This is a genomic window from Pedobacter aquatilis, from assembly GCF_032678405.1.
Taxonomy (GTDB): domain Bacteria; phylum Bacteroidota; class Bacteroidia; order Sphingobacteriales; family Sphingobacteriaceae; genus Pedobacter; species Pedobacter aquatilis_A.
In genome coordinates this window covers 357,073-382,084 of the sequence record NZ_JAVTSJ010000001.1, presented here as the reverse complement: position 1 = coordinate 382,084, position 25,012 = coordinate 357,073, and the positions used below count along the sequence as shown (strand labels likewise).

General features: G+C 37.5%; 23 protein-coding genes. 12 read left to right on the top strand and 11 right to left on the bottom strand.

The features are described 5' to 3' along the window. Positions 1 to 60 precede the first annotated feature (60 nt). From R2R71_RS01740 to R2R71_RS01730, 3 genes are all read right to left on the bottom strand, one after another. Complete coding sequence (locus R2R71_RS01740; RefSeq protein ID WP_316829512.1) at positions 61 to 804, bottom strand: LytTR family DNA-binding domain-containing protein; 744 nt, start codon at positions 802 to 804, stop codon at positions 61 to 63. 124 nt (positions 805 to 928) lie between these two features. Further along, complete coding sequence (locus R2R71_RS01735; protein WP_316829511.1) at positions 929 to 2,041, bottom strand: sensor histidine kinase; 1,113 nt, start codon at positions 2,039 to 2,041, stop codon at positions 929 to 931. Positions 2,042 to 2,064: 23 nt separating this feature from the next. Next, complete coding sequence (locus tag R2R71_RS01730; protein ID WP_316829510.1) at positions 2,065 to 2,805, bottom strand: LytTR family DNA-binding domain-containing protein; 741 nt, start codon at positions 2,803 to 2,805, stop codon at positions 2,065 to 2,067. 259 nt (positions 2,806 to 3,064) lie between these two features. Here R2R71_RS01730 and R2R71_RS01725 point away from each other — a divergent pair, with 259 nt between their 5' ends. From R2R71_RS01725 to idi, 3 genes are read left to right on the top strand one after another with little or no spacing between them, the layout of a single operon-like run. After that, positions 3,065 to 3,958 carry a MerR family transcriptional regulator gene (locus R2R71_RS01725; RefSeq protein ID WP_316829509.1) on the top strand — a complete coding sequence of 298 codons (894 nt, stop codon included), beginning with the start codon at positions 3,065 to 3,067 and terminating at the stop codon, positions 3,956 to 3,958. Continuing rightward, positions 3,955 to 4,791: a phytoene/squalene synthase family protein gene (locus R2R71_RS01720; RefSeq protein ID WP_316829508.1), complete on the top strand. Its 837-nt coding sequence runs from the start codon at positions 3,955 to 3,957 to the stop codon at positions 4,789 to 4,791. The genes R2R71_RS01725 and R2R71_RS01720 overlap by 4 nt, the downstream gene beginning before the upstream one ends. Positions 4,792 to 4,837: 46 nt before the next feature. Beyond that, the gene (gene idi, locus R2R71_RS01715; RefSeq protein WP_316829507.1) at positions 4,838 to 5,356 is read left to right on the top strand and encodes an isopentenyl-diphosphate Delta-isomerase; all 519 of its coding nucleotides are present in this window, start codon (positions 4,838 to 4,840) and stop codon (positions 5,354 to 5,356) included. Positions 5,357 to 5,546: 190 nt separating this feature from the next. Here idi and R2R71_RS01710 read toward each other — a convergent pair whose 3' ends face one another. After that, the gene (locus R2R71_RS01710) at positions 5,547 to 5,921 is read right to left on the bottom strand and encodes a hypothetical protein (RefSeq protein WP_316829506.1); all 375 of its coding nucleotides are present in this window, start codon (positions 5,919 to 5,921) and stop codon (positions 5,547 to 5,549) included. Positions 5,922 to 6,042: 121 nt separating this feature from the next. On the opposite strand from R2R71_RS01710, the gene R2R71_RS01705 reads away from it, so the two are divergent. From R2R71_RS01705 to R2R71_RS01685, 5 genes are all read left to right on the top strand, one after another. Continuing rightward, positions 6,043 to 6,237 carry a hypothetical protein gene (locus tag R2R71_RS01705; protein ID WP_316829505.1) on the top strand — a complete coding sequence of 65 codons (195 nt, stop codon included), beginning with the start codon at positions 6,043 to 6,045 and terminating at the stop codon, positions 6,235 to 6,237. 74 nt (positions 6,238 to 6,311) lie between these two features. Continuing rightward, on the top strand, positions 6,312 to 7,103 hold the full coding sequence (locus R2R71_RS01700; RefSeq protein WP_316829504.1) for a HipA family kinase: 792 nt from the start codon (positions 6,312 to 6,314) through the stop codon (positions 7,101 to 7,103). Continuing rightward, positions 7,081 to 7,464, top strand: coding sequence for a DUF3037 domain-containing protein (locus tag R2R71_RS01695; protein WP_316829503.1), 384 nt, complete (start codon positions 7,081 to 7,083; stop codon positions 7,462 to 7,464). The genes R2R71_RS01700 and R2R71_RS01695 overlap by 23 nt, the downstream gene beginning before the upstream one ends. A 29-nt stretch (positions 7,465 to 7,493) precedes the next feature. Then, the gene (locus R2R71_RS01690) at positions 7,494 to 9,404 is read left to right on the top strand and encodes an AAA domain-containing protein (RefSeq protein ID WP_316829502.1); all 1,911 of its coding nucleotides are present in this window, start codon (positions 7,494 to 7,496) and stop codon (positions 9,402 to 9,404) included. Between the two features lie 178 nt (positions 9,405 to 9,582). Further along, positions 9,583 to 9,960, top strand: coding sequence for a response regulator transcription factor (locus tag R2R71_RS01685; protein ID WP_316829501.1), 378 nt, complete (start codon positions 9,583 to 9,585; stop codon positions 9,958 to 9,960). On the opposite strand, the gene topB is transcribed toward R2R71_RS01685, so the two are convergent. After that, complete coding sequence (gene topB, locus R2R71_RS01680) at positions 9,953 to 11,806, bottom strand: DNA topoisomerase III (RefSeq protein ID WP_316829500.1); 1,854 nt, start codon at positions 11,804 to 11,806, stop codon at positions 9,953 to 9,955. The genes R2R71_RS01685 and topB overlap by 8 nt on opposite strands. Positions 11,807 to 12,040: 234 nt before the next feature. Here topB and R2R71_RS01675 point away from each other — a divergent pair, with 234 nt between their 5' ends. Next, positions 12,041 to 12,481 carry a hypothetical protein gene (locus R2R71_RS01675; RefSeq protein ID WP_316829499.1) on the top strand — a complete coding sequence of 147 codons (441 nt, stop codon included), beginning with the start codon at positions 12,041 to 12,043 and terminating at the stop codon, positions 12,479 to 12,481. On the opposite strand, the gene R2R71_RS01670 is transcribed toward R2R71_RS01675, so the two are convergent. From R2R71_RS01670 to R2R71_RS01660, 3 genes are all read right to left on the bottom strand, one after another. Next, a complete protein-coding gene (locus tag R2R71_RS01670; RefSeq protein ID WP_316829498.1) occupies positions 12,478 to 13,275 on the bottom strand; it encodes a murein L,D-transpeptidase catalytic domain family protein in 798 nt (265 codons plus the stop codon). The two genes, R2R71_RS01675 and R2R71_RS01670, sit on opposite strands and share 4 nt — an antisense overlap. A gap of 303 nt (positions 13,276 to 13,578) precedes the next feature. Next, complete coding sequence (locus R2R71_RS01665) at positions 13,579 to 15,483, bottom strand: DUF3857 domain-containing transglutaminase family protein (RefSeq protein WP_316829497.1); 1,905 nt, start codon at positions 15,481 to 15,483, stop codon at positions 13,579 to 13,581. Beyond that, positions 15,483 to 17,456, bottom strand: a complete 1,974-nt coding sequence (locus R2R71_RS01660; RefSeq protein ID WP_316829496.1) for a DUF3857 domain-containing protein — start codon at positions 17,454 to 17,456, stop codon at positions 15,483 to 15,485. Before R2R71_RS01660 ends, R2R71_RS01665 begins: the two co-directional genes overlap by 1 nt. Positions 17,457 to 17,643: 187 nt before the next feature. Between R2R71_RS01660 and R2R71_RS01655 the strand changes: the two genes are divergently transcribed. Then, entirely contained in the window at positions 17,644 to 18,591 is a 948-nt protein-coding gene (locus R2R71_RS01655) for a 3'-5' exonuclease (protein WP_316829495.1), read from the top strand. A gap of 12 nt (positions 18,592 to 18,603) precedes the next feature. Next, positions 18,604 to 20,463, top strand: a complete 1,860-nt coding sequence (locus R2R71_RS01650) for a M1 family metallopeptidase (protein WP_316829494.1) — start codon at positions 18,604 to 18,606, stop codon at positions 20,461 to 20,463. Here R2R71_RS01650 and R2R71_RS01645 read toward each other — a convergent pair. Both R2R71_RS01645 and queG read right to left on the bottom strand, forming a co-directional pair. Further along, positions 20,460 to 21,299 (bottom strand): hypothetical protein, encoded by an 840-nt coding sequence (locus R2R71_RS01645; RefSeq protein WP_316829493.1) that lies wholly within the window; start codon positions 21,297 to 21,299, stop codon positions 20,460 to 20,462. The two genes, R2R71_RS01650 and R2R71_RS01645, sit on opposite strands and share 4 nt — an antisense overlap. A gap of 3 nt (positions 21,300 to 21,302) precedes the next feature. After that, a complete protein-coding gene (gene queG, locus R2R71_RS01640) occupies positions 21,303 to 22,235 on the bottom strand; it encodes a tRNA epoxyqueuosine(34) reductase QueG (protein ID WP_316829492.1) in 933 nt (310 codons plus the stop codon). A gap of 154 nt (positions 22,236 to 22,389) precedes the next feature. On the opposite strand from queG, the gene R2R71_RS01635 reads away from it, so the two are divergent. Beyond that, positions 22,390 to 22,596, top strand: coding sequence for a hypothetical protein (locus R2R71_RS01635; RefSeq protein ID WP_316829491.1), 207 nt, complete (start codon positions 22,390 to 22,392; stop codon positions 22,594 to 22,596). Between the two features lie 406 nt (positions 22,597 to 23,002). Here R2R71_RS01635 and R2R71_RS01630 read toward each other — a convergent pair whose 3' ends face one another. Further along, positions 23,003 to 24,511: a GNAT family N-acetyltransferase gene (locus R2R71_RS01630; RefSeq protein WP_316829490.1), complete on the bottom strand. Its 1,509-nt coding sequence runs from the start codon at positions 24,509 to 24,511 to the stop codon at positions 23,003 to 23,005. Positions 24,512 to 25,012 lie beyond the last annotated feature (501 nt).

Below are 25,012 nucleotides of genomic sequence, written 5' to 3'. Positions count from 1 at the left end.
AAACAAAAAAAAGGGGCTTCAGAAATTTCTGAAGCCCCTTTTTATAATGTTAAAAACCGTTTAGTTATCGTTTATTAACTTACTTTTTAAGAGATTTTGTTTCACAAAAGAAAGAAATGAATCCTTGTATTTTGTTGCCAGAGGGATAGAAAATCCGCCTGCTAAAACAATTTGATCGCCAAGAAAGCTCTTAATATGAAGTTTTGAAATAATTGCAGTAGAACTAACCTGTATAAAAGATGGATGGTTTCTTAATAAGCTCAGCATTTTGTCAAAGCTTAATTTAAAACTCATATAGTTTTCTTTAATTGTTCTGATGTAAATCATTTCATTGATCTGTTCTAAAGCGATCAGATCATCATATTCTACTTTAACGGCTTCTGCTGATTCATCCTGTGATGGAATTAAAAAGGAATTACCTTCCGGATCAGTATTACCTGACTTCTCGTTAGGGTAAAGGTTATTAATTGCTTCTTCAAAATGAAACATGGTATAAGGTTTCAACAGATATGCATCTGCAGCTACACTGAACGCATCTAAAGCATAGCGTGGATGCGCAGTTGTAAATATTAAATGTTTCGTTTTCTGGCGTAATAATGAAGCTAACTCGATGCCCGATAACGTGGGCATTTCGATATCCATAAAAATAATATCAACTTTATCAGCAACCGTAATATCGGTTAGGGCTTTAAGAGGATCAGTAAAACTTTTAACCAGCTGTAAATCGGGTAAGCTGATTAAATAGGAGTTAAGGTTCTCTAAAGAATTCGGATCGTCATCTATCGCAATACAATTAATCGGCATATTATTTTACTAGGTTTGAGATTTTAATTTAAATTTTTTCTTCATAAGCAAAACACTTATACAAATTTAACTTACAAAGAATTTATGCCATTTTATCCTTAGTAGGAATAAAATTAAAGCTAATCTAGGGATTATCTTTTAAAAAGTCGAGCTTTTTTATAGTTATTTTTGTATTAAAGTGTTCATTATCATTAAAATAGTTTTTTATGATGGCTTTTTCGCCATAACTGTAAGATAATCGCTTTTTAATATTTTCTAAACCAGTACCTGGTCTTTTGTGGTTTATAACCTTATTTTTGATAGGATTTCTTGTATGAATTATAAGGCTTTCTAAGTCTTTTAATATAGTTATTTGTGATGGACTTGTCATATCCTCTAATTCTCCATGCTTAAACATATTTTCTACCAGAGTAACCAGCACCATTGGAATAATTTTTTCCTTTTTTACTTCATCGTCATAAGAAAACTGAATTTGTAAGTTATGGTTATTTCTTAGTTGGTGCAGATTAATCAGGTTTTCCACCTGTTCAATCTCTTCTCCCAGTTCAATAAATTCTTCCCTATGCTTACTGTCAACAGCATAACGCATCATTCCGGAAAGTGCTACGATAGTCTCTGCTGCTATGGGCGAACGCTCTTTCGCATTTTGGTAAATGAAATCGAGCGTATTAAAAAGTAAATGTGGTTGTATCTGGGCCCTTAAAAATGCATGTTCCGATTTTGCAAGCTGGATGAGATTATTAAGCCTTTGTTGTTCAAGTTCTTCAGTCTTTCTTCTTTCTTTTAAAAATGTGATCAAAAAGTAATAACCTGTTCCGAAAATCATGAAATAAACAGCCCTGAATATACCAGCTATGAAGAACGTTCTGTTGAATTCAGGCTGTTCGGGTCTAATCAAATGAAAATTTTTATTGATGTATGCGTAGGCTATATATATGATTAGCAAATAGGCACCAACCTCCAATGCAAGGTATAGCGGCATACGCCAAAAAATTTGTTTCGGATTAATCAAACTATATTTTAATACCCATAATGCATGTATGTAAAATATGGCAATATTGATGATATAGTGAAAAACATAAGCACCCGGGTAACTAAATTTACCTGTATACAAGCCAACAATAACAATTTCATAGAATAGAAATATAGCCCATCCAATGAGATGGTACCTGTTTAAAATTAACCAGCTTAAAAAACCATGTTGGCGCTTACTTACAGTGTCTGCTGTGGATATCATTTTTTGAGCGAAAAATTTAGAGATTAAGAACGACCTGTTTTAATGGTCTTTTCTTTAATAAAGGCCAAAACCTCATCACGGTAATTATTTCCCAGATTAACCAGTAGTTGATTTTTCATTTTTAGCGTATTGCTTTCAACTTTTTCAATGTGGCTTTTTGAAACGATAAATGAACGGTGCACCTGTATAAAATTTGCCTGTTCTTTTAAAATTTCCTTAATTTCTGAAAGGCCAATGTAGGAAACGATAGTGTCGTCATCAGTGTAAATTCTAACATAATTTTGTAAGCTTTCTACCGCTACGATCGAATTGTACCGGACCTTTACAAGGTTATTGTTGTCATTTTTGTTCCTGATAAAGAAATAATCTTCCTCATGCTTTACGGTAACATTGGGCTGTGCAGGTATGTGTGGAAACAACCTGTTAATGGTTTCTGCAAAACGGGCAAAAGTGTAAGGTTTTAGAAGATAAGCGTTTGCATTTATTTCAAAAGCCTCATATGCATATTTGCTGTGTGAAGTTGTAAATATAAGTTTTGAAGTTTTGTGTTTAATCGCTTTAGATAACTCTATACCCGAAATCATCGGCATATCTACATCCATGAAAATAATGTCTACATCCTGACCTGAGCCAATTTCTGTTAAAGCTTGCAGCGGATCGGTGTAAACGGCTATAAGTTGCAGGTTTTTCAGTGTATCTATATAAGATTTTAAACCGCTAATTGCCTGGCTTTCATCATCAATAACTATACACTTTAATTTCATATTTGGTAGCGGCTAAAACGGATGCAAAATAACTCAAGAGTTCTAATTTAGAAAAAAAAACAATTTCGTAAAGGTTTAACACTAATTCATAAAGAATACGCTGTTGTACGAAAAGGATATTCTTTAAAAGAGTAATTCATAAACCCAGTAAAATAATACTAATTGAATAAAATCCTTGTTTAAAACCTTTTTTTGTTGTTTTTATTAAAACATGTTAAAGGCTTTTTTGTTTAAATTTAAATCTATTTTTTTAAACAAAATGCTTTATTCAATATCAGATCTCGAGCAACTCTCTGGAATTCAATCTCATACTATAAGGGCCTGGGAGCAACGCTACAATGCCTTGAAGCCCATGAGAACAGAAGGTAATACTCGTTTTTACGATGATAGCCAGCTGAAAAAGCTTTTGAATATCGTTATGCTCAATCAGTCAGGGCTGAAAATTTCGAAAATATGCAGCCTTAGTGATAGCGATTTGCTTAAGATGCTTGACGCTTACATTACCCTAGCTCCGGAAAAACCTAAGTTTGATTATTTTGTAACACAGCTCATAAAATCTGGATTAGCCTATGATGAATATGCCTTTGATAAGCTTTTAACTGCTTGTATTGATAAGTTCGGAATGTCGGATGCTTACCGTTATATAATGTACCAGGTACTGGTTCGGCTTGGCTTAATGTGGCAGAAAGATAATATTTGCCCTGCTCAGGAACATTACTTAGCCAACATAATCAAACGTAAAATATTTAAAGCAATTGATGAATTGCCCTTAAAAGAAAATTCCAAAGAAACCTGGTTACTCTTTTTGCCTGAAGATGAGGAGCATGATATTGGTTTGCTATTTTCTCATTATATTTTGAGGGCTAATAATAAAAAGGTGATATTTTTGGGCGCAAGAGTTCCGTTAACATCTATAAAAAAAGTACTGCTCGAAAATAAAATCGACAGCTTATTGTTTTTTATGGTTGGAATAAGATATAAGAAAACGGCGCAAAAATACTTAGATGATTTACAGGCAATAGGTGCCGACACTAAAATTAACATCGCAGGGAACACCCACTTATTAAATCAGTTAACAATGAGTGAAAATGTTACCATATTCAATACACTGGAAGACTTTGAAAGGATTATTAAAAAGCCTGAAATCTTATGAAAGATATATTCGATAAACTATCTGCCGAATGCAGTAAAATAACCACGAAAAGGTACAGTACAAGCTTTTCGTTGGGAATATATTTTTTAAATAAAAACCTGCGTATGCCAATATACGCTATTTATGGTTTCGTTCGTTTAGCTGATGAAATTGTCGACAGTTTTCATGATTATGATAAAGAGTACTTATTGAGAAAATTTAAAGAAGATACCTTCGAGGCCATTAATTTAAAAATAAGCTTAAATCCAGTGCTCAATTCTTTTCAGAGTGTGGTTAATAAATACCAGATCGATCATACCCTAATCAATCTTTTCTTAAATAGTATGGAGATGGATTTAAGTGAAACCAAATATACCAGCCAGTTATATGATACCTATATACTGGGTTCGGCAGAAGTAGTAGGCTTAATGTGTTTGAAGGTATTTACCAATGGCGATGCAGAAGAATATCAACGACTTAAGCCTTTCGCTATGAAATTGGGCTCTGCTTTCCAAAAGGTTAATTTTCTTAGGGATTTAAAAGCTGATAGCCAATCTTTAAACCGAACTTATTTTCCAAACATAAATCTTTCAGCATTCTGCGATAAACAGAAACAGGCAATTGAGATAGAAATTGAGCAGGAATTTGAAGAAGCCTTATCTGGTATAAAGATGCTTCCTGCGTCATCAAGACATGGTGTTTATCTTTCCTATATTTATTACCGCAAACTTTTTAGCAAGATAAAAGGCTTATCGGCTGAAAGAATAATGAACGAAAGAATCAGAATATCTAACCACCGTAAAATTGGCTTAATGTTCGACTCTATGATACGCCATAAATTAAATGTGATATAAAATTATCGCTATTTTTGTAATTGACCATCTTGAAGACTTATATAAAATGATTGAACAAGTAGTTCTTGTAGATAAAAATGATGTGCCCATTGGCGAAATGGAGAAGCTGGAAGCTCATGAAAAGGGGCTGCTCCACAGGGCATTTTCTGTTTTTATTTTTAACACTTCTGGCGAACTCTTATTGCAACAAAGGGCTAAAAATAAATATCATTCGGGTGGTTTATGGACAAATACCTGTTGTAGCCACCAACGCTCAGGAGAAAGTAATGAAGATGCTGCTGAGCGCAGGCTTGCTGAAGAAATGGGTATGCGCTGTGACCTTACCTATGGTTTTAATTTTACCTATAAAGCTGAATTTGCTGATGGTTTAATTGAACATGAACTGGATCACGTTTTTTTCGGAATTTCTGATGAGCTTCCGGTAATAAACCCACTTGAGGTAGAATCTTATAAATACATGAATTTGGAAACCTTGAGGAATGATATACAGCAAAACCCAGGTGTTTATACGCAATGGCTAAAAATATGCCTTGAAAGGGTTATAGAAGCGATAAAAGTTGCCTGAAACAAAAAACGGGCATACAACTTTCGTCGTATACCCGCATCTAAATTAACGCTCTCAAGGGCAAATATAGGTTTAGTTCTGATAAAACTAAACTTTTTAACAAATTCTTTACTTTTTTTTGATTTTTGGCCCTTCAGCTATGCTGCAGGCATCTTTTAAATTTGTCCGTTCTCTATAAAAAAGGAACTCATTATTCCTGTTTTAATTCAGATTCTTCCTTTGCTACCTTTATTTTTTCTTTCTTTAAATCAATCCTGATCAGGTTATATAAACTCATGTAAACATTTGCGATCCATATAATGGAAAAACCTGCAATCAGATAGCCCCGCCAATCGGCATATAGTAATGTATATTTTGTTATCAATAATAGAATAATGGTTACATAATGGCTAAAGCAGTATTCACAGGTAAAAACATAGAAAAACTTGCGTTTAAACAGGTGATTACAGTTTTGCGATTTCCCAACGCAGAACTCACGCGCTTCCCTGAAAATTTCTTCCTTGGTGAAGGTCCACGCCACGCAAGCTACGGGAATGGCCAGTATAAATAAGTAATAAATCGGCATATGTAATTATAAATGAAGTATTGTTACAACCGATAAGTACCATAATGGTTTTGTTAAGTGGTTTATTATTAACGCTTAAAACTTTATCGCTTGCCAATTGTTTTCCAGTAAAATAAATAAAATGGAACGTGCAGAAATTAAATCCTTGTTGGAAATCATAGACCAGCAGGTGAGTTCATCAATACTTGGAGGTATGGATGATCAATATGAGGAACTTGAAAATCTTGGTTATATTAAGATAAACCGCGAAGCTGTTCAGTGGTCATCATCAATTACACCGGCAGGTATGAGTTTTCTTCATAATTACGTCAACTAACTTTTAGCTTAAATCGAGGATTTATTCATAGCAGATTATTTAGCATATTTCTGCTAAATTTGTGCCTGTAATTTATGAATGATATCCAACTGCGAACCGTAAATGTAACCCGATATGTTACACCTTTAAGAGAGGGAGGTTCAATGCCTGCAATAGCCGAGGCTGATGACGGTTTTTTATATGTTTTAAAATTCCGTGGTGCAGGACAAGGCCCCAGGGCACTTATTGCTGAATTAATTGGCGGCGAAATTGCACGGCTTTTAGGTTTTCGGGTGCCCGAACTGGTATTTGCAAACCTTGATGAAGCTTTTGGGCGTACTGAGCCCGATGAAGAAATTCAGGATTTATTGAAAGCCAGTGTGGGCCTAAATCTAGCCCTTCATTATTTGTCGGGTTCCATAACCTTCGATCCCACAGTTACCACGGTTGATGCTAAACTTGCATCGCAAATTGTCTGGTTAGATAGCCTGCTAACTAATATGGATAGAACCTGCCGCAATACAAACATGCTGTTGTGGCATAAAGAACTATGGCTTATCGATCATGGTGCATCATTATATTTTCACCATTCATGGCAAGATTGGGAAGAGCAGGCAAAACGCCCATTTGCTTTAATTAAAGACCATGTTTTATTACCATGGGCAACCGAATTAGCAACTGTTGATGAAGAATTCCGTGCCATATTAAAACCCGAACACTTTCTTTCTATCGTTTCCTTGATCCCTGATGTTTGGTTAGAAGGAGAAACTGTTTTTGAAACCAAAGAACAGCACCGTTTGGCTTATGCCAGGTTTCTGCAAATCAGATTCGAAAACTCAGAAATATTTTTAAAACAAGCACAGCATGCAAGAGAAACACTTATTTGAGTATGCTGTAATTCGTGTTATGCCAAGGGTAGAACGCGAAGAGTTTCTGAATGTTGGCATAATACTCTACTGTGCTAAGCAAAAATTTTTACAGAGCGTCTTTACCATTGACGAAAATAAAATAAAAACTTTTGCACCTGCATTGGATATACAAGAGATTGTAGAAAACCTTGAAGCTTTTGAACGTATTAGCGCAGGAGCAAAAGGTTCCGGGCCAATTGGTCAATATGATATGGCTGCCCGTTTCCGCTGGTTAACAGCAACCAGGAGTACCGTAGTGCAATGCTCAAAGGTTCACCCTGGCTTGTGTGTAAATGCCGAAGAAACTTTACTAAAATTACACCATCAATTGGTTTTGTAATTGATTATTTCACTTATCATTATTTTTTCTTGTCAAAAGATTACTTCAAAAAACTTCAGGAACTACTCAATATTGAGCGAAAAGAAGATCATGCTGCTTTCCTAAAACTAACGAAAAATACTGACGCTGCAGATAGGAGGAGCCTGGGCTTAACCTGGTACCCTGTTGCCATACGTAATACGGAAATGGGACGGGGAGATTACCTCACGGTTGAAATTGAAAGAACTACGCATCAGGACTTGTCGCAGCAGTTTCGGTTTGGTTCCGCCGTAATGCTTTTTTCCAATCACGATCCTAAAACCGATAGGATAGAAGGAACAATAACGCACCTGAATCGCGACAAAATGAAGATTAGTTTGCGGTTGGATGAACTACCCGATTGGACAAGGGACGGAAAGCTTGGTGTGGATCTGCTTTTCGATAACAATAGTTACGATGAAATGCAGCAAGCTTTAAAACAGGCAATGCTGCTTTCTGAAGACAGTGCTAAAAACAAGCTTATCCGGATATTAACAAATGGCGAAACTGCAGATTTTAATCCCGATTTTGAAAGGTTTACCACTGATAAACTAAATGATATTCAGCTGGAAGCTGTGAACAAAATTCTTTCGGCTAATGAACTGGCTATTGTTCATGGCCCGCCGGGAACCGGCAAAACAACAACATTAGTGCAGGCTATAAAGGCCTTGAGCAAACAGAACAATCAAAAAATATTGGTTGTTGCACCAAGCAATACGGCTGTCGATTTATTAACCGAAAAGTTATCTGAAGAGGGCTTAAACGTGCTCCGTGTTGGTAATCCGGCAAGGGTTTCTGAAAGCTTGTTACATGCTACGCTCGATTTTAAAATGGCCGGACACCCGGAAATGAAATCAATAAAAGCTTTAAAAAAACAAGCCAATGAGTACAAAAACATGGCGCATAAATACAAGCGTAATTTTGGAAAGGCAGAACGGGATCAGCGAAAGGCTCTTTTTGATGAAGCGCATAAAATTGGCAGGGAAATAGAAAATGCTGAGAAATACATTATGGATAATCTTTTTGCCAATGCACAGATTATCACTGCAACGCTTGTAGGTTCAAACCATTACACAGTAAAAGGCTTAACATATGGTACCGTTGTGGTTGATGAGGCTGGCCAGGCACTCGAGCCAGCCTGCTGGATTCCTTTATTGAAAGCAGAAAAAATAGTTTTAGCTGGCGATCATTTTCAGCTTTCGCCGACTATAAAATCAAACGAGGCTGCTAAAAATGGATTAAGCACCACGCTCCTCGAAAAAACGGCTACACTCCATCCGGACAATGTTGTATTGCTCAATGAGCAATATCGCATGCATAAAGAAATTATGGGCTATTCATCGCAGGTATTCTATCAGGCTAAACTAAAGGCTAATGCTACCGTCGAAAATCATTTACTGTTTGAAAACGATAAACCGCTAATGTTTATCGATACAGCTGGCTGCGGATTTGATGAAAAGGCAGACGGAACCAGTACAATAAATCCCGAAGAAGCAACTTTTCTTTTAAATCACCTGCATAGTTTGATTAAAAGCCTGACAGACAATAATGTTTCGCCATTTCCTTCAATTGGTGTCATTTCCCCATATAAGCAGCAGGTTTATTTACTTAAAGAATTAATGCTGTCTGATCCCGAATTAATGCTTTACGCAGATAAAATCTCAATCAATACTATTGATAGTTTTCAGGGACAGGAACGGGATATCATTTATATTAGCTTAACCCGTAGTAATAGCGATGGAAATATTGGCTTTCTATCAGATACCAGAAGAATGAATGTTGCCATGACCAGAGCAAAAAAGAAACTCGTTGTAATTGGCGATGGTGTAACAATGTCGAAAGATGTTTTTTACAATGAATTCATGAAATACGCAGAAAAGCTAAATTCACACCACAGCGCATGGGAGTTTATAAACGTTTAGAGATATTTGCTCTAAATTTTTTAACCTAATTCGATAATTTTGTTATTTTTGGTTAATCATTCCATGATTCTAAGCAGTAAAATTTAAATTGTTTGGTTTTATTGCCATTGAGTTCAGTGAATTTGTAATGTTATGGATGATTGCCTAAAAAACTAAACGCTCACATGCTAATCTTTTCATGAAGGAAGATCTTAAAATTTTAATTGCCGATGATAGTGAGATGATGCGGTTAGTGATGAGGGGCTTTTTTATCAAATACCTGATAAACCCTCAGGTAGAACAGGCAACTGATTTGGAAGATACTTATAGTAAACTCAAAACGAATAAGTTTGATCTGCTTGTTCTGGATATAAATATGCCAAATGGCGATAGTAGCCCGGAAACTGTTGTGGCGATCAAAGCCCAATACCCCGATTTAAAAGTGATTATGTTTAGCGGTAACGACAAGAAAACATTCGAGCAGAGTTACCTCGATGCCGGTGCAGTTGGTTTTATTCAGAAAGATGAACAAATCGGTATTAACGCTAAAGCTTTGTTGGATATTCACTTTAACTAACCTGAACTGGCTTTTCTTCAGTTAGTTTAGCTGATATGCTTGCCCCCGCCACCAATAACTCATTGGTAATTGTTTTGGTATACTCCGTTATTTCAGCTTTAAAATCCTTCACCGAAGCACCGGTTCTTATTTCCTCCAAACGTTTTTCCCATTGTCCTGTTAATTCTGCCTGTGCTATCTGTTTATCTTTCACTACTTCGTAAACGGCCAGGCCTTTATTGGTTGGTACCAGGTTTCGTTTTTCACGGCTGATGTATTCACGGGTAATCAGTGTTTCTATGATGGATGCCCTTGTTGCAGGTGTGCCCAAACCACTATCTTTCATGGCATAGCGCAATTCTTCATCTTCTATTTCTTTGCCGGAGGTTTCCAGTGCCTTTAACAACGAAGCTTCATTGTACATCGATTTAGGCTTGGTTTGCTTTTCCAGTAAGTTTTTTTCAATAATCGGGAGCTGTTCCCCAACGGCAACTTTCGGTAAGGCCGCATTATCCTCATCTTTTTTATCGTCTTCCGTTTCGTTAAAAACTGAGCGCCAACCTGCAGAACGAATAACAGTTCCGTTTGCAATGAATGTTATTGCCGATTCGACCGTTATTTTGGTAATCTCTTTTAAACACTCCTGATGAAAGGCTTCCAGCATACGGCCAACAACCATATCATAAACAGCTTGCTTATCTGGGCTTAAACCATAGGCTTCTTCGCCGGTAGGTAAAACGGCATGGTGGTCGGTTACTTTTTTAGCATTAACACTTCTTTTGTTCAGGCTTATGGTTTGTAAAAACTGTGCCTGTTTGCCAAAATCAGGGTGATTGGTAAATTTTTCAATTAATGCAGGTACACCTGCAAAAACGTCATCACCTATATACCGGCTTCCGGTACGGGGATAAGATACCAGCTTACTTTCGTAAAGATTTTGAAGGATATTTAATGTCTGATCTGCAGTGTAGCCTTTTTTCTTGTTGGCTTCCTGCTGCAGCGAGCTTAAATCGTGCAATAATGGTGGCGGCTCTTTTCTGGGCTTTGCTTCAACGGCAACGATATTTCCTCCATTGGTAAAGCCTGAAGGTACATCTTCAACAAGCTTGAAAATAGTTTCCGCTTCCTCCTTGTTTTTATAATTATTTACCGATACAGCTTTAAAGGTCTGCTCATCCTTTGTAAGCAAAATGCTGATCTGAAAATAAATCTGTGGTACAAAGTTTTTAATTTCCAGGAAACGGGCGCAAATCATCGCTAGGGTAGGTGTCTGTACGCGCCCCAGAGAAAGTACCGTACGGTTGCCTGCCGATATGCTAAGCGCCTGAGTGGCATTCATGCCCACCAACCAATCCGACTCGGAACGGCAATGCGCCGAATTAAAAAGCGTATCGTAATCGGTACCGGGTTTTAAATTTCTGAAACCATCTTTAATTGCCTCATCTGTTTGAGAAGAAATCCAAAGCCTTTTAAACGGTTTTTTACATTTCAGGTAATAGTAAATATACCTGAAAATAAGTTCGCCTTCACGCCCGGCATCGGTAGCCACAATAATCTCCGTAGCGTCATCGAATAGTTTCTTAATGGTATCCAGCTGCTTTCGTACTGCGGGGTCTTCAACAAAACCATCTTTGGTTTTTATCTTTCTAACAGCAAGTTTAAACTTTGCAGGAAGCATTGGTAAATGCTGTTTCCTCCAGCCAATATAACCGTAATCCTGCGGCGGTGCCAATTGTAACAGATGCCCGAATGCCCAGGTAAAAGAATAACCCTTTCCTTCGATATATCCGTCTTTTCTGGTGGTTGCACCGAAAACTTTGGCAAGTTCACGACCAACAGATGGCTTCTCTGCAATTACAATCTTCATTAACCGGTTTGGTTTTTTAAACTTCAAAGATGATTAAAATTTCTCAGGCAAGGACTAAAATTTTACTCACAATAGAGCTGCGAAAAAGCCTTAAGTGGAACGTGCTGATTTACCAGTATTTATAAGAAAACGTTTGTATCAGAATTTAGCCGATATCAGAATTGAACCTAAAGTATCTTTAAAAAATTATAACAATTTGTGGTGTTATCTGTCTAACATAAAATAAATATGCCGATGGATAAGACTTACGAATTAAAAAACTGCGAAATAAAAGTTTGCCTCAATGAGGGGTTAATTCGTGTTTACAGCGATAAAGGCTTGTGGTATTATCTCGATGGAAATGTAAAGGCAAGAACGCTAGCCTTAGTCCTTCTTATCAAATCAGATTATCAGAAAGAATTTGGCAAACCCCTAAAAATTACCGTTAATTCTTTGATGATAGAAATATGGGCACATGTTTACAGCGATTACCTTGGCTTACTACTGAAAAGAAAACTGAAAATAAAATGGATACAAAACCTGCTGCAAAAAGGAATTGAAAGGGCAGAAATAATTGATTGTGGTGAAAGAAAACTAGATACTAACCGTTGGGTTTGGGATTTTCTATCGCACTTTAAGTCAGTTATCTCTTTATTTCTGCCCGGGAAAATCAGCAATAAGAACTTGAAAGATTAATCCATGTTCGAAGCCAATACATCTTGTTGGTTTAACGCCACGCTTGCAGCTAGTGTTTCATTTAAATAACTCGAATTATAGGCTTGTGTTGAGCTATTGATAAATAACACTGTTTTATCAGAAATGGTATTGATTACCTGGTTTGCCAGTTTTGTGGCTACTGCCGGGCAACCCTGGCTTCTGCCCAGTCTGCCTAACTGATCAATACTTGCCTGACAAACATAGTCTGCACCATGCACAACAATTGAACGTTCTCGGGCATTGTTATTGAAACCATAATCCATGCCATCGAGCTTTAAAGAGCGACCATGTTTACCAAAGTAAATTTCGCCGGTAAGGTAAAAACCTAAACTGCTGCTGTTCGAATTCCTGGCGTTCGAAAAGTAGTCGGGTTTATCACCGCCGCTGTTTTGCCCGTGGGCAACCCAGGTATTCAAAAGCAATTCTTTTTTGGCTAAATCGATGATGTAAAGCCTCTTTTTACAGCTTTCCTGGTCGAAATCGGCAATGGTAAGGATAGATTTTGTATGCAACAAACCATGCGACTTAATATTGTAATATCCGGTTAGTGCTTTCTCAAAAACATTAATCGCCAAACCTGCAGAATCTAAATGCGCAGCATGGTATATATTAACAATGTAATTGTTGTAAAGACTATCCTGCGATAAACCTTTAATTTGTCTGGTTGTTTTTGTTTGTACTTTTTGTGGTTGCTCCACCGCTTTCCAACTCGTTCCGACAACGCTGATTCCTAATAAAAGAAACGCAGCTATGCCCATCATTTTTCTACTCATTCAGGCGTGCTTGTGTTTGTTTATGAACTACTTATACGCACATTGATGAGATTTATTGTAACAGACATGATACAATTGTTTTTGCCTGATGCGGTTTTACACTGCTATGACTTTAGAAGCTGCCTCTATTTTATGCCTAGGAAGAGAATTAGTTACGGGAAATCACTATTTTTGGCCATTAAACACGTAACGTACCAATGCCTGATCAGGACAAAGATTATTCCTTCTGGACAAAATATAAAAGATTTGCCTCAACAGAAATCCTGATATACTTGCTTATGGTTATAGGAATAGGGTTGGGGATTATTTTTTTAAGCTGAGTATCAGTTTCAAATTATCTGCCGTATTTACATCTGTAATGAATTTAAAGAAGTCGGCATAACTTTCTGCCGGAAAAGTACCCTCATTTAAAATCAGTTTTCTTTGATAGGTCAGTTTTTTCCCTTCCAGTATTGTCTTGGTTGTGTATTCTCCAAATGCTGATTTTAAGCTTTTATCACTACCCGGCAATAGGTTTGTGAGCATTTCCTCAGGCAGGCTGTAAATAATTGTATCCTCGTCCGTAAAACCCCTGTTTATATAAACTGGTTTTATACGGTTTCGCGATTCGGATATAGTATTTTTTATATTGAAAGCATTTACTTTTAAAAACAACTTGTTGTTATTTAAGGTAGCATAGTGTGGTAAATTAAGCGTTATATTTTCTATTATCTGTGGATTATTATCCTTATGCTGCTTGTAGTTTACCGCATTAAAGCTGATATTATCAATATTATATATCTCCGCTAAAAGTTTCTTCTGTTCGGTAAATGGTTTATCAATAATTTCTTCATTATTATCGTACTGTGCACCAGAAAAGATTGTTTTTACGTTGCCTGAAACGTCTCCGCTGGCTAGGATTTTTAATTCAGCAGTCCTGACCTGTAGATTGTTATTGGTGCTTAGCTTTGGTGTTTTTAACAGTTTACCTCCATCTTTGGTACAGGCAAGAACAGTGCGGTCATCAGTAAAGGTGCTTAAAAAACCGAATGGGATTTTCTGACTTGTACACTCTAGCCAGGTTGTGTCGCCCTTTAGGGGCATACATAAAATAATATGATTGCCTTGAACCATACTGGCGTAATCCGGATCGAAATTAACCTTCTTGTTGCCGGCTTCAACCACGCAGTAGTACGATTCTATACCGGCAATATCAAGCAGGCTTTGTGTATAGTTAACCAGGGCCTTACAATCGCCATATCCCAATCGGTCTACCTCAGCAGCAGTTACGGGCTGGAAGCCCCCTATACCAATCTGAACACTGATATAACGTGTCTTCTTTTGCATGTAGTCGTAAATCTTCCGTGCCTTATCTTTGTCCGTTTTTTCGTCTTTAACCAAATCTTTAATGGTTTGTATGGTTGCCGGCGATAACGCTCTCCTCGATTGTAACAAATCATCGTTTACCCATTTGCCAAGTTCCTGCCAGTTTGTGTAACTGCCGTTATGGTTATAATAAGTAAAGTCTTTTGCCGCTATTTTTACAGCAGTCTGATAGGTTTCCCGGTAAGGACTGTAGGGCTCGGTTTTTACAGCGGGCATGTTATTAACCCGCCAGACCATTATTTTTTGTTTATCGTTTACCGATTCTTCTGGTCGATCTTGGATAGCCTGTGTTTTGATGCGCAGTTGATCCCTTGGTTTACTGATGAAAGTATAGCTGCTTTTTTCAACGGAAATATCATCCGCCTCCTGTGGAATCCAATCCGGGATAATCAGGTTCTGCCTGTAACGGATTTCGTAATTGTAAACTATGGTGTAAGGATATATATTTTCAGCAGGTAAATAATGCTTAACCCTGCTGTCAACAAACAGTGAAAAGCCATCGGCAGCACTTTCGTCGGTAAAATTGTTTTGCGAAAACTTTTTAGTAGCTATTCCTGCAGCATTCAATACCTCACCCTTGATGGCTTTTATCGCAGTATTTTTATCGTAAAATAAAACCAGGCGGGCATTATCTTCGCCATTTTTGTTTAATACGGTAATTACTTTTTTAACACTCAACAACACATTGTCAGGCGAGCGCATGTCTATTAAAGTTTCTTCATTGCGAATAACGGCATTTGCCCTGTTTTTTAATGCTGAAGGGATGTTTTCTGCATCATAATTATCCTGCGAAAAACCATTTAAAGAAATAAACAGGCAAAAAAGAAGTGTTGTCAGTCTCATTACTTAACCTTTTTTAATAACACATCAGCCTTCTGGTTCTGGAGGATTTTACTGTAAAATTCCTTTAGATAAGGATATTCTTCAGGATGGTAAATGGCTTTATTAAATTGAATAATCTGACTGAAAGATAAGCTGCCGTCTTCTGTAAGCATTTTAAGAAGATATCTTCCTCCATTATTTGGAAGCCCGATGGCGAGGTCTTTTGGCTTTTCGGTCATTTCGTATTTGCCCGGTAAAGCAATATTAATAATTACACGTTCATCAGATGCAGCACCCAAATCGACCGGATAAGTTCTTTCATTTAAATTGAACGGGTTTTTAGCAACAGGATTGATAAAAAAGGGATTAAAATATAAATCATCTTTCCCAACATTGGCAATGGGCGAAAATTCTACCTCATAAATTTCCGTCAGCGTATTTTCTACACTATCAACATTCTTTATCTGGTGTTTTAATATCTGGATTTTTGCCATGCGTTCATCAAGCTTCTCAACAAATTCATCAATCGAATTATATTTTTTTATCTCTTTACGCTTATTCAAAGCAGCATAACCCGTGTTATGGGTAGTAATTGTACCCTTTATTTTTCCATCATCAGCTAATTTTCCCTCCATAATATAGCTTGTAGATGTTTTTTGCCCAGCAACCAGATCAATCCAGTACGATGGTTTTTTCAGGTTAATTACACGGCCCTGATCATTTATACAACGAAGGGGCAATAAGCCAAACGGTGCTAATGGTTCAGTAGCATCAAGCAAATAACTGGTGCCGTTTATGTTAACTTTAGCAATAATGTAGTTGAAATCGCTCATTACCGGGTAAAGCTTGTTAACGGTTCCGTTATCTCTTGTCGACAGGATCACCGCTTCGGCATCTAAATTTGCAGCCGATAAGGCCGATATCAGGCTTAGGTTTACATCAGCAACATTGCCTGAATGCATATCAATAGCCCTCTTTATGTTATCTTCACTATATTTTCCGTAATAGTTATTCCATTTTATCTGTTTCTTGATATAATCAAAAACGGCTTTCGCTTTGCTAAGGTCGTCGCTGGTATTTTTAAGAATGGAAGGCATCACCTCTTTAAATAAGTCTTTCCTTTTCATCTGGGAGCCTAAACTTTTCTCTCCGGTAAGATCATAATCGATATCTTTCCAGGTTTTGGTGTATTTCTGAGAACCACCGTTAAGTAGTTGCTGTTCAGAAAGCTCAAAATATATGGCCGATTTAAAGTTGCTGGCAGCCGTCATGTAATCTTCCTCAATAAATGCCGGGATATTTTTCATGATATACCAGATTTTCGAACAGTCGATCGGTGTGCCGTTAATGCGCATACACTCTTTGGCAACCTCACTTTTCGTGTCGCTTAACTTATTAAATCCGCGAAGCGAAACATTGTAGTTATAAATGGCCGGAATATAAGCCAGGTATTCACTGTAAACCTTAGGGATGTCGCTTTGAAATTCCCAGGTTTTGAAATTAAAAAGATTTGGCGATTCAAGCCGGTAACTATATTCGATTACCGAACCATCCTTAATATTTGGTAAAGTAAATTTGGTTAATACCGTATACTTTGATTTGTTCTCCGTGAATATAGATTTCTTATCCATAACCGACTCAACAAACCGTCCGTTTTCATAGTTAAACGTCGAAGCCCTTACCATACTGATCAGTTCCTCGCGGGTGCCGTCCTTATAGGTTGGAATAATAATGTTCGCCTGTTTGTAACCTTCCTTGTTAAAGATTTTAATTTTTACATGGTACTCAAAGATGAGTTCTGTACTGTTGGTACGGTCGCTGATTTGAACGGATGCCGTTCCAAATTCTTTTAACACAACCGCATTTGCATTGCTGTCTATTTTGTTTCTGTCAAACTGAACATCCTCCAGTGTTATTGCACCGAAATTAAAGTTTTGTGCCTTGGCTGTAAATAGGGTAATAGATAAGATTAGTATTAAGAAAGTTTTTCTCATTTGAGCTTGGTTAATTCGATCGCAATTTAAATTTACACCCTTACATAAGGAAATAATTTGCCAATTAAATTTTACAAAATGTGTACAGATTTTACAGAAGTAACCAATCCTTTTTAGCACTTTTGATTAAAGAAAAAATCAAGGGTATCTCCGTATAAGCGGATACCTAAATCTTATAGCTTAAATAATGAAATTAAATTTAAAACGCCCCTTAGCCTTTTTTGATCTTGAAGCAACCGGAATTAATGTTGGTGCCGACAGGATTGTAGAAATTGCAATATTGAAAGCAATGCCTGATGGTGCTGAACTGGTTAAAACATGGCGTGTTAACCCTGAAATGCCTATCCCGTTACAAACTTCTTTAATACATGGTATTTATGATGAAGATGTTGCGGATAAGCCAACTTTTAAAGTTTTAGCAAAAGAAATTGCTGAATTTTTAGGCAATAGTGATTTGGCAGGCTATAATTCCAATAAATTCGATATCCCAATGCTACTGGAAGAGTTTTTAAGAGCTGAAGTAGATTTCGACATGAACGACCGGAAATTTGTTGATGTTCAGAATATCTTCCACCAGATGGAGCAACGTACCCTCAAAGCAGCATATAAGTTTTATTGTAACGACGATTTGGTTAATGCACACGCAGCAGAGGCTGATGTGATTGCGACCTACAAAGTACTGCTTGGCCAGCTGGAGATGTATAAAGACAAAGAGTTTGAAGATAAGCAAGGCGTAAAAAGCAAACCGGTAGTTAATGATGTAGCCGCATTGCACACCTTTACAAATATCAACAAACCTGTAGATTTTGCCGGCCGTATGGTTTATAACGAGAATAATGAGGTATGTTTCAATTTCGGAAAGCATAAAGGCAAAACAACCGCACAGGTTTTTGCTATTGAACCCAGCTATTATGCATGGATGAAAAATGGCGATTTCCCGCTTTATACCAAGAAAAAATTGGATGAAGAGTGGGCTAAGTTTAATGCTAAAAAGAATGAGAACAGAGCGCCAAGACCTCAAAATCCATCTCCGGCAAACAAAGCACACTACAATAAGCCTAAGGCTCCTGAGAAACCTGCGCAGCCTATCAATAACGATATGCTTGAACAGTTAAAAATGAAGTTTGGTAAATAATAATCAGTTAAAATGAAATTACTCAAAATACTAAGTGTTCTTCTTTTTTCATCTTTTTGTTTACAAGCCCAGGTACAGCTGCCTGTGGAGCCTGTTTTTCAGCGTACTTATCAGAAAGGTACAAGAAGTACTGATGGAAAGCCAGGAAAAAAATACTGGCAAAACAGTGCTAATTACAACCTTAAAGTAGATTTTAATCCGGTTAACCGCTTATTGAAAGGTACTGTTGATGTAGTTTATACCAATAACAGCCCTGATACTTTAAACGAAATATGGTTTAAGTTATATCCTAATCTGTATAAAAAAGGAACGCCAAGAAAAGCCAGGTTTGCCGAAGCTGACTTAGGCGATGGTGTAGCGATTGAAAAATTAGCAGCCAATGGAAAAAATATTAGCGACTTTACCATTGATGGAACAAACATGACGGTTAAAGTTCCTGCTGTTTTACCAGGAAAGACGATAAAATTTGCAATAGCTTATAATTATACATTAAACAAGGGATCGCACATGCGTACAGGGCAGGTTGATGAGGGTTCTCATTTCGTTGCTTATTTCTTCCCACGAATTGCCGTTTATGACGATGTTGATGGTTGGAACAAGTATCCTTATACCGGCGCTGAAGAGTTTTATAATGATTTTGACAACTTTTCGGCCGAAGTTACGGTTCCGGGGGGCTATGGCGTTTGGGCAACAGGCGATTTAAAAAATGCTTCAGATGTTTTCCAGAAAGATATTGTCGCCAGAATAACATCAGCAGAAAAAAATGATGCCGTTATCGACGTGATTACCGAAGCTGATCTCGCGGCTAAAAAAGTAACACAGGCAAAAGCATTTAATACCTTTAAGTTTGAAGCTAAAAACGTTACTGATTTTGTTTTTGCTTCGAGCGATCATTATTTGTGGAAATCATCGAGTTTGGTAGTTGATCCGGCAACGAAGCGACGTACCCGCGTTGATGCCGTTTTTAATCCAAAACATAAAGATTATTACGAAGTAATCGATTTCGCCCGCAAAACGGTAGAGGCTATGAGCTATAAATTTCCAAAATGGCCATATCCATATAACCATGAAACAGTTTTCGATGGTTTAGACCAGATGGAATACCCAATGATGGTGAATGATAATCCCGTTGATAAACGTGAAGATGCAATTACACTAACCGACCATGAAATCTTTCATACCATGTTCCCATTCTACATGGGAATTAATGAGACTAAATATGGCTGGATGGATGAAGGATGGGCAACGATAGGTGAGTGGCTGATTTCTCCGATGATTGACTCAACCATCGTAGATGAATATGGTATTCAGCCAACAGCTTCGAGTTCTGGTGGAAAGGATGATACGCCCATCATGACTTTAACGCCCGATTTAAAGGGCTCAGGCGCTTTTACCAACTCTTACCCTAAACCTGGTTTAGCTTATCTTTTTATTAAGGATTACCTGGGTGATGAGCTGTTTACCAAAGCTTTACATCATTATATTAAAAACTGGAACGGTAAACATCCGATGCCTTATGATTTCTTTTACAGCATGAATGAAGGTAGTGGTAAAAATTTAAACTGGTTCTGGAAACCCTGGTTTTTTGAAGGTGGTGTTGTTGATATGGCCATTAAATCGGCAACTAAAACAGATGCAGGTTACGCAATTGTAATTCAGAACAAAGGTACCAAAGCTTTACCGGTTGATTTATTGTTAACCTATGAAGATGGTTCAACAGAAAAGAACCATAGCTCAATTGGTGTTTGGGAAAGCGGAAACAGCCAGACAACCATCAATGTTAAAACAAATAGGAAATTAACTAAGGTAGTTATGGGAAACCCGCATACGCCTGATAAAGTTAAATCGGATAATACCTTTACGCTGAATTAATATTTGGCATTTACAGGGTAATAAGGCTTGGTAATCTGGCCTTCATCACTAAAGAAACGACTTAAAAGAGGATCTTTCAACGCCTTTTTTAATGTCGTTTTTTTGTTGTCGACGTAAATTGTATTTTGAATTAATCGCACACCGTGGCTGTAATCTGCCCAGGTATTCGTATGCTTATTGTAAACTGGCTGGATAGCCTTTCCATCTGATTTATGCCAGCCATAGATTACCACCCTCGCGGTGTTCTCACCATAAATTTTATTCGAAATAATAATATCCTTTTTATGGCCAGCCGTTAATGCGCTTTCATTATGTTCAGCTAAAAAAGGTTTAAGCTGCTTTATTACAGAATCGGTATGTGCAATAAATACGGGAACAGTAGTCATTGCTGCTGTTGGTGCGATAGGTTGTGGGTTTAATTTTATACGAGCAGCCTGGTATATTAAATCAACCAGGTGTTTTGTGGGCAAAACACAGTGCGTCAGCTTTGCCACCTTCTGTGCAAGCATAGGCGTCATGGGTACATAGAAGAAATCTTCATTGCTGCCTATGGCAAGATAATCAGGCAAAACATAATAGCTTAGCTTAACAGGATCATGATTGCTAACCGTGATGAAATTTTTTAATGTTCTCAAAAAATCAGGAACATTACCGCGTTTAATTTCCCTGAAAATTATTTTTTCCCGTTTCTTAAGGCTTAGTGTGCTGTCACTTATCTTTTGCGCAAATTCATGTCCACCAATGGCGTTGTTTTTTCTTTTTTTAAGATGTAAGGTTTGCGCCATTGCCATGTGGGCGAAAAAGCAGAAAATGATGATAAGTTTTAACCTGAACATATTTTACGATTTCAAAAAATCAATGTTTCGCTTCAAGCCGATAAACTTGGTTCTTTTAACAGCCGATCCCTTAAAAACCTTTTTAAAAACTTCGTCGGTGATTTCAGTTAAGTCTTTAGCGTTTAAATCAAGCAAGCCGTTTTCGGGCTCAAATGATGCTTCGTTGTGCGCTTTCGAAAACCTGTTCCATGGGCAAACATCCTGACAAACATCACAACCAAACATCCAGTTATCCATTTTATCTTTAAACTCCGTTGGTATTTCGTTCTTTAGTTCGATAGTTAAATAAGATATACATTTTGTGCCGTCAACCACTTGTGGTGCAATAATGGCATCAGTGGGGCAGGCGTCGAGGCACCTGGTGCAGGTGCCGCAATGGTCGGTTTGGAAAGGATGGTCGTAATCTAGTTCTAAATCGATAATTAATTCGGCAAGGAAAAAAAACGAACCATTTTGTTTACTGATCAGGTTCGAGTTTTTACCAATCCAGCCTATTCCTGAGCGCTGCGCCCAGGCACGGTCTAAAACTGGTGCCGAATCAACAAAGGCCCTTCCCGATACTTCACCAATATTTTCTTCAATAAAATGAGTTAAGGCCTTAAGCTTATCTTTTATAACGGTATGGTAATCCTGTCCATAGGCATATTTCGAAATCTTCGGTGCATCAGGATCGCTTTGTTTAGCCTCCGTATAATAATTCAGGGAAAGTGATATAACTGATTTTGCGCCATCAACAAGTAAGCGGGGGTCGAGCCTTTTATCGAAATAGTTTTCCATGTATTTCATCTCGCCATGAAGGTTTTTGTTTAACCAGTTTTCCAGACGGGGTGCTTCTGTTTCCAGGAATTCTGCTTTAGAAATACCACAGGCCATGAAACCCAACCTTATGGCTTCATCCTTAATCAGCTTGCTATATTTTGCAGAATTGTTATACATGCGGTTTGCAAAGATAGGGCTTAGAATTAAAACCTTTTTACCTAATTGCTTGTTGTTATTTTGAAAACTGAATTAATAAATATGAGCCGGATTAATTTCCAGATTTTTAACTGGGATGCCATTGAGCTTAAATAACGCATTAAATGTTTCAATAATGGAAAACTTAGATCCAAAACATACGGAAAGCGGAGAAGCTCCGAAACCGATAGAACAAGATTACGAAAGTCATAAAGCAGACCCGGGACCCGCCCGTCCAGCCGTTACCGAAAAAGACGAAAACGGAGCAGGTTCTGTATTAAAATGGATTTTACCAATAGCGGTAATAATTGGTTTAATCGTATGGTTTGCAATGCGCAAATAATTAGCTTTAGTAAAAATTGAAAGCCGGTTAGTGATATAACCGGCTTTTTTTTGAAAAATATATTGCTGATTGAAACTGGTTTTTAATAGCCTGGCACATGGAGAAAATTAATAAAGAATAGGACCAGGCAGATTGATTTGCGTATATTTATGTTAAGAAAAGATGAATGAGCTTAACATAGTTCATCTAAATTAATCATCATTCAAGTCCGACTCAAGTCCACGTCTAGTCCACCTTTTATCCACCTCAAGTCCACATTTACTTCGTATTTACTGGTATAATAACTCGTGTCTGGTTGCACATTTATTCGGGATTTGCCCATAAAAATGGCATTGCTACCAAGAAGACCGTAGGCAAATACAAACAGGGAATAAAAAAACCGGAATAGCTGTAATTTTGAGGCTTCTTATTTTAACAATTTGGTTTGATATAAATCAGTTCTTCGATCTTTTAAAATCTTAACCGTACCATAATGATGTAACTCATCCAGGAGGTGTAAATCAACATCAACCACCAGCACCATTTCCGTATTTGGAGTGGCTTCGGCCTTAACGGCATTGGTTGGGAAAGCAAAATCTGAAGGCGTAAAAACCGCTGATTGGGCAAACTGGATATCCATATTGTTTACTTTTGGTAAGTTACCCACGCAACCGGCAATGGCAACATAACATTCATTTTCTATGGCTCTTGCCTGTGCGCAATGCCTTACCCTGGTATAGCCGTTTTGGGTATCCGTTAAGAAGGGAACGAATAAGATTTGCATGCCCTGATCTGCATATATGCGGCTCAGTTCAGGAAATTCAACATCATAACAGATTAAAATACCTACTTTTCCGCAATCCGTATCAAATACTTTAACCTTATCTCCACCGATCATACCATAGTATTTCTGTTCGTTAGGGGTGATGTGTATTTTACGGTATTCATCAATCTTACCCGTCCGGTGGCAAAGGTAAGTAGCATTATAAAGTTTTCCTCCTTCAAGTAAAGGCATACTTCCGGTGATGATGTTTACATTATAACTTAGCGCAAACTCATGCATTTTGTCGACAATTTCCTGGGTTTTTTCAGCCAGTTTCCGCATGGCCTCGATTTCAGGTAAATGGTTGTAAGGCTGGAGCAAAGGGGTATTGAAAAGCTCCGGAAACATGATGAAGTCGGATTTATAGCCACTAAGCGCATCAACAAAAAACTCAACCTGTTCGTAAAAGGCAGACATATCCGGGAATAAACGCATTTCCCATTGTACCAGACCCAAACGAATGGTCATAGCCGAGCGTGCTGAAGCATCTACGCCTTGATAGTAAATGTTGTTCCATTCGATTAATGTTGCATATTCTTTCGATTCATGATCACCAGGTAGGTAGTTTTTAAGCACTTTACGTACGTGGAAATCATTGGAAATCTGAAAGGTTAGGGTAGGATCATAAATCTCCTTGGCCTTTACCTTGTCGATGTACTGCCTCGGACTTAACGTTTCGGCATAAGCATGGTATCCGGGAATTCTACCGCCGGCAATTATGCTTTTTAAGTTCAGGCTTTCGCAAAGCTCTTTCCGGGCTTCATACAATCTTCTTCCTAAACGTAGCCCCCTATATTCGGGATGTACGAAAATTTCAATCCCATATAAGGTGTCGCCGTTCGGATCGTGAGTGGTAAAGGAATAATCTCCGGTTATTAACTTATAGGTATGCTTGTCGCCGTATTCTGTATAATCGACAATAATCGATAAGGAACATGCCACAACTTTATCATCAACCGCAACACAAAGCTGTCCTTCAGGGAAAATTTTCAGTAGCTTGCCTATGCTTGATTTCGGCCAGATGGACCCGCCAAGGCTGTCGTATGCCTGAATCATCGATTCCTTTAAATCTGCATAATCCTCGAGCGTTAATCTGCGTAATTCAATATTCATAATTTGTTTGTTTTACATTGAATGAACAGAGAAATGAAGTTAATGTTTTGCGAATTAGCTACTGATTTTGAGAAAAATTAGTTCTTGGAAATGAAAGCTAGGTTTCCATTTATAAATACAGTCGGGCTGTTCACTAAATCTTTTTTGAAACTACTGTCATTCTGAGGAACGAAGAATCTGTTACATAGGTTGCAGATGCTTCGTGCCTCAGCAAAACAGTAATGCGAAACTTTATCAAATCAGCGGGAAAATATTTTGAAATTTATAGGAAAAAATAAATCAGCGGGAACTTTATAGCGTATTTTATCTCCCCGCAGATGCTCGCAGATTAAAAAGGATTTTAGTAGTTATATTCTGCGCCTCTTATCCCCTTAAATCAGCGGGAAAATATTTTGAAATTTATAGGGAAAATCAAAACCTGCGAGAACTTTATAGCGTATTTTAGCTTCCCACAGATGTTCGCAGATTTAAAAGGATTCTAGTAGTTATATTCTGCGCTTC